The sequence below is a fragment of the Acinetobacter sp. UBA1496 genome (genome assembly GCF_002324975.1).
Lineage (GTDB): Bacteria > Pseudomonadota > Gammaproteobacteria > Pseudomonadales > Moraxellaceae > Acinetobacter > Acinetobacter variabilis.
In genome coordinates this window covers 1-5657 of sequence record NZ_DCRI01000063.1, presented here as the reverse complement: position 1 = coordinate 5657, position 5657 = coordinate 1, and the positions used below count along the sequence as shown (strand labels likewise).

Below are 5657 nucleotides of genomic sequence, written 5' to 3'. Positions count from 1 at the left end.
CTTAAGGTTATGCTCACGTGCACCTCGAACTTCAATACAATTATTAGATAAAGTAATGTTATTGTGTTCACCAAAAGAATGTATTTTCATGTTTCTACGAGCCTGTAAATTATTTTGTGTAAGTCTCATTTTTTATAAATGATCTTTTAAGCGATCATCGAACTGAATCGTAAACCAATTCATTGCTAAACGCCAATTTTGAATTGGCATGGTCCATTTTTTAGCAGCATTTGAAGTTGCTAAATAAATGACCTTTTTCACTGAATCATCAGAAGAGAAGATCTTTCTCTTTTTAGTTGAATGGCGGATCACGCTATTCAATGATTGAATTGCATTTGTTGTATAAATCGCATGACGTATTTCAGCAGGATAGCTAAAGATCGTTCGGATATTTTCCCAATTTGCCCGCCAGGATTCTCCAATTTTTGGATACTGGTGATTCCATTGATCGCAGAAGATATCTTGGGACTTTAAAGCATTTTCCTCTGTACTTGCCTGATAGATCGCCTTCAATCCTGCTGTTACAACTTTGTAGTCCTTCCAGCTCACAAATCTCAGGCTATTGCGTACAACATGTACGATACACAACTGGATATCAGTATGAGGGTAGACAGAGGCTATCGCATCAGGAAAGCCTTTTAGTCCTGAGAAGCGCTGCTTCGCAAGGCAGGCTACAAGAATATCTTGCACTCCTCGATTTTTAAGCTCTGTCATGACTGATAGCCAGAATTTGGAACCTTCTGTTTGAGCAAGCCACATGCCAAGAAGTTCTTTTTGGCCATCCAGGTTAATGCCTAATGCTAAATAAACTGATTTATTGATTACTGTTGAATGCTGACGAACCTTAATAACAATGCAATCTAAATAGACAATAGCATAAAGACTATCGAGTGTTCTATTTTGCCATTCTGTCACTTGTTCAATGACAGCATCCGTCACCTTACTAATAAGGGAGGCAGATACATCGGCATCGTACATTTCTTTAAAAAAGCAACAATTTCTCTATTTTTCATTCCTTTCGCATATAACGAAAGAATTTGATCATCCATGCTAGTAATGCGAGTTTGATGCTTCTTAATAATCTGTGGTTCAAAAGAGCCATCACGATCACGAGGGATATCTAAAGCAAGCTGCCCATCTTGTGTTAGAACTGTTTTGGAGCTAAAACCATTACGTGCATTAGATCCTTTCTTAGGTTGATGCTTTTCAAGCCTAAATGTTCAGAAAGCTCAGTATTCAGAGCGGTTTCGATCATGAACTTTTTAAATATGGCTGTCATTTGGTTTAAATCTTCAGGAATTTTTAAACCTTTAGCTAATTCAGCTGCCATACTTTTGATTGTAGCTTCATCCATGTGAAGTACCTCTTTTTATTATGCTCAGTAGGATAAATGAAAATTAAGTACTTACACAAAATTTAGAACAGTCCCCACAACTCATTTTGTTGAACTATATCTGTACAACAACTCTACCTCGAATTTTTCCATCTAAAATTTCATTTGAAATATTTAAAGCATCTGTCAACTGAATTTCAGTCGTTACTGTTTCTAATTTTGTCTGATCTAATTCTGTAGCCAAACGTTCCCATGCTTCTTTTCTTAATTCGATTGGTGCCATCACGCTATCAATTCCATATAAGGTAATCCCTCTTAGAATAAATGGAGCAACTGTTGCTGGAAAATCCATTCCGCCTGCCAAACCACACGCAGCAACTGCACCACGATATTTTGTACTAGCACATGCATTGGCTAAAGTATGGCTTCCAACAGTATCAATTACGCCAGCCCAAACTTCTTTGTTTAATGGCTTTCCTGGGGAAGATAATTCAATACGATCAATAATTTCACTCGCACCTAGATAGGTTAAATATTCTGACTCTTGAGGTCGACCAGTTGAAGCTGTAATCTCATAACCAAGATGATTCAAAATAATAATGGCAATACTACCTACTCCACCATTTGCACCTGTCACTAAAATTTTTCCATCACTTGGTTTAATACCATGTTTTTGTAAAGCCATGACACACAACATTGCGGTATAACCTGCTGTACCAATAACCATCGTATCTTTAAAAGAAAAAGCAGAAGGTTTTTGTATGAGCCAATCACCAGAAACAGTGACTTGCTCGGCTAGACCTCCAAAATATTTTTCACCCACTCCCCAACCATTCAGTAGAACTTCATCTCTTTCTTTCCATGCTGGATGTTTTGATTCAATCACAACACCCGAAAAATCGATGCCTGGGGTCAAAGGAAAACTACGCACCACTGGTGAACGCCCAGTAATGGCTAAAGCATCTTTATAATTGAGTGTTGAATATTTGACTTCGACTCTAACCTCTCCTTCTTGTAAAGGCTTTGATGCAATCTCAGTAATTTGTGATGTGTAACCTGCTTCATCTTTATTAATTACAATACCTTTGTACATAGAACTTCCTCTCCATTTAATTAGACTGATTGTCTAGAATTAATTAAAAAATAAATACAGACGTCTGCATTTATTTTTTAATTAACTTTTTACGTGATTTTATTGTTTTACAGCTAAAGTAAACAAGCGATAAAATGCATCTAAGGGACTTGTTGATTTGACCAAACGTGCTCTTAGAACTGCACCTTCCCACCCAATCCAAAACTGATAAGCAGCTTCATCGCAATCAGCTAGGCTATATTGTGAATTTGACTGATGTAGGCAATCAGAAACTAATTTCTCCCATACCTTAAAGATACTTTCGATTCGGGCAATGATTTCTTGTGGCAAATACGACACTTCTTGTCCTAAGTTACCTAAAATACAACCTCGTTTAAAATCATATTTTTGCATTTTTTCACCCGCATCTTTTACAAAATTTTGTAGCTTTTCTAGTGGGGAAAGATCAGTTTGACTTAAAAACTTATTCAATCGCTTCACAAAATAAAGTTCATAAGCATCTAAGACTTCTAAAATAAAAGCCTCTTTATTTACAAAATAATGGTAGAAAGACCCTTTAGGAACTTGGACTGATTTCATGAGATCATCCAAGCTCATAGCATTCATTCCACGTTCGGTCAGTAACTCGATACCTCGGTGGATTAAAACTTCTTTAGTGTCTGCATAGTTACAACCGTGTTTGGTTGGTCGACCACGTGGTCTTTTGGGTGAGGAAGAATAATTCATATAATAAAAATAGACTATGTGACTAGAAATAACAACAATAAGATTATTTGACTGAAAATTTTATCTAAACGTCATCTAGTTCTCTTTTTTCACAGTACTTAGTCATTCATATAAATGTTCTTAAAAATCCTATAAGTTCATGAACTAATTTTTTATAACTTTCTATTATTTTTCTTCAAAATATTGAAATTAATAAATATATTGTAAAAATAATTTATAAACTAGATTTTAGGTAAATATAAGTTAAATGGACCTAAATTCCTTAATGCGATAGAACCGATGAATTAAACAGCCAAAACTGATTGTAACGACAATCAAAAACTGGTTGTAAAAGCATTGAACTAAAAGTGAATTTTCTGTTTATGATCTTTTACAATATTTAGCCATGCTCTAGTTGCAGGACTCATTGCTATAGTCGTATTCCAGGCCATACTTAAAGTCCAATTTAAACCTGGATTTTCCAATACGGCAGTGTTGAATTTTTCCTGATCTAATTGCTGGCAATATATTTGAGGAAGTAATGCGATTCCCATATTTGATTCAACCATTTTTGCAATAAAGTCCCATTGACTGCTTTTACAGACAACTTTAGGTTCAAAACCTACTGTATTTGCTGCTTTAATAATCATACTATTCAAAGTAAAGGTATCAGAAAATAATAGAAAGGATTCTTCTTTTAATTCAATCAAATTTACAGTTTTCCTATTTCTCCACTGTGAATCTTTTATGGATAGTAAGCACATTGCTGAATCAACAACTGGGATTGACGCAAAAGTCGGTCGAAAATTACCAAGTAAAATACCAACATCAATACGTTTATCTGCAATTGCTTCCTCAATACTATTTGAGCCTACCTCTAAAAAACTAAGCTGTATATCCGGATGTTGCTTATGAAATAAGGCAATAAGTGAACTAAATAAGACAGAACCTAATGGTGGTAAACCTAAAGTCAGTTTACCCTTTTTAAGTAACTTAACTTGCTCAATCGTGTTATATATTTTTTCATGTTCTGACAGTATGTTTAATGCATGCTGATAAATCAGTTCGCCTGTATAAGTCAGTACGACTTCACGTTTTCTTCCTGCTTCACCTTTTTTAAATAGTGCTGTTCCCAACTCTTCTTCTAAGCTTTTAATGATCTTGCTTAAAGTCGGTTGCGTCATAAACAAGCGTACTGCAGCTAAACTAAAACTCTGGCTATTAACAGTTTCAACAAAAATTTTAAGTGATTTTAGATCCATAAATTATTCCAATATAGAATAATATTTATAAAATTATTCATTATTTCACATACGTACAGCATATAAAATTACCTTATCTTCAAAATCAAGCTGTGATATTAATGCCTGTACAAATCGAACATCCGACCCGACTCAAATATATCAGTAAAATCATTTTGCAAATCAGTTTATTACTTGCTTTCTGGTGGATTGGCAGCATACTTCAATCCTTATTTAAACTTCCAGTATCTGGTGCAGTGATCGGGCTTTTTATTGTTTTAGCAGGTTTATTGACTGGATTTTTTAAACTTGAATGGATCAAGAGTGGCTCCGATTTTATTTTGGGTGAATTGGTTTTATTCTTTATTCCCTGTTTTGTTGGACTAATTAAATATAAACATCTTTTTTTAACAGAAGGCTGGCAATTAATCTTTGCTGTTATTCTGGGCACCATTTGTGTCATGGTGGTTACAGCATATAGTGTACATCTTGGCTTTCATTTTGAAAATAAAATCAAGAATAATCGCTCCCAATCTCTGCGTAATATAGATCAGGATGGAAAATAATCATGACTTTAATCGCCATTGTTTGTCTGATTTCAACTTTACTTTTTTATACTGTCGTAAAAAAAATCCATCAAAAATATTCTTATCTCATTTTATCACCAGCGATACTACCCCCTATCCTTCTGATTATTTTAATCTTATCTTTGAATATATCCTATGATACGTATATGCAAGATAACCAATGGATTGTCTGGATGTTAGGCCCTGCAACAGTCGCCTTTGCCATTCCAATTTATGAATACCGTGAAATAATCAAAACACATCTACTTTCTATCAGTATGGGCGTGGTGATAGGGATGCTAGCAGGAATGATCAGTTCATTTTATTTGGCTAAGCTGTTTAATTTTGATCAGTCAACGACCTATAGCTTAATGGCGCGTTCCATTTCTACACCTTTTGCAATGGAGTTGAGCAATCATATAGGTGGCTCTGTCGAACTGGTTATTTTGTTTACCATGATTACTGGTGTTATAGGTATGATCATTGGTGATATTGTGCTAGCCGCCTTACCGTTAAAATCTCATTTTGTCATGGGTGCATCTTTGGGCAACGCAGCACATGGATTTGGAACGACTAAAGCCTATAGTCGTGATAAAGAAGAAGGGGTGATTGCCAGCTTAACAATGGTACTTGCTGGTATTTTTATGGTTTTGGTAGGTCCTTTTCTGGTTCATCTGCTTGTATAGTTTGGTTCTGTCGTATGTAAGCGTCCGCTGAAT

General features: G+C 35.2%; 5 protein-coding genes and 1 pseudogene. 2 read left to right on the top strand and 4 right to left on the bottom strand.

The features are described from left to right. Positions 1-132: 132 nt before the first annotated feature. The 4 genes and pseudogenes from B3143_RS07195 to B3143_RS07180 all read right to left on the bottom strand — a co-directional run bounded on the left by B3143_RS07195 (position 133) and on the right by B3143_RS07180 (position 4393). Positions 133-1354, bottom strand: a pseudogene (locus B3143_RS07195) (IS256 family transposase). 94 nt (positions 1355-1448) lie between these two features. After that, positions 1449-2426 (bottom strand): MDR family oxidoreductase, encoded by a 978-nt coding sequence (locus B3143_RS07190; RefSeq protein ID WP_004812046.1) that lies wholly within the window; start codon positions 2424-2426, stop codon positions 1449-1451. 99 nt (positions 2427-2525) lie between these two features. Further along, positions 2526-3152: a TetR/AcrR family transcriptional regulator gene (locus B3143_RS07185; protein ID WP_004812047.1), complete on the bottom strand. Its 627-nt coding sequence runs from the start codon at positions 3150-3152 to the stop codon at positions 2526-2528. Between the two features lie 341 nt (positions 3153-3493). Next, complete coding sequence (locus B3143_RS07180; RefSeq protein ID WP_004779974.1) at positions 3494-4393, bottom strand: LysR family transcriptional regulator; 900 nt, start codon at positions 4391-4393, stop codon at positions 3494-3496. Positions 4394-4494: 101 nt separating this feature from the next. Between B3143_RS07180 and B3143_RS07175 the strand changes: the two genes are divergently transcribed. After that, positions 4495-4938, top strand: a complete 444-nt coding sequence (locus B3143_RS07175; protein WP_004779973.1) for a CidA/LrgA family protein — start codon at positions 4495-4497, stop codon at positions 4936-4938. Positions 4939-4940: 2 nt separating this feature from the next. Next, positions 4941-5624 carry an LrgB family protein gene (locus B3143_RS07170; protein ID WP_004812048.1) on the top strand — a complete coding sequence of 228 codons (684 nt, stop codon included), beginning with the start codon at positions 4941-4943 and terminating at the stop codon, positions 5622-5624. The last annotated feature ends 33 nt before the right edge of the window (positions 5625-5657 follow it).

What these genes read in the sequence shown, in the direction of transcription:
- B3143_RS07180 (WP_004779974.1), bottom strand. Translation starts at nt 4,393, where the DNA reads ATGGATCTAAAATCACTTAAAATTTTTGTTGAAACTGTTAATAGCCAG.
- B3143_RS07190 (WP_004812046.1), bottom strand. Translation starts at nt 2,426, where the DNA reads ATGTACAAAGGTATTGTAATTAATAAAGATGAAGCAGGTTACACATCA.
- B3143_RS07175 (WP_004779973.1), top strand. Translation starts at nt 4,495, where the DNA reads ATGCCTGTACAAATCGAACATCCGACCCGACTCAAATATATCAGTAAA.
- B3143_RS07170 (WP_004812048.1), top strand. Translation starts at nt 4,941, where the DNA reads ATGACTTTAATCGCCATTGTTTGTCTGATTTCAACTTTACTTTTTTAT.
- B3143_RS07185 (WP_004812047.1), bottom strand. Translation starts at nt 3,152, where the DNA reads ATGAATTATTCTTCCTCACCCAAAAGACCACGTGGTCGACCAACCAAA.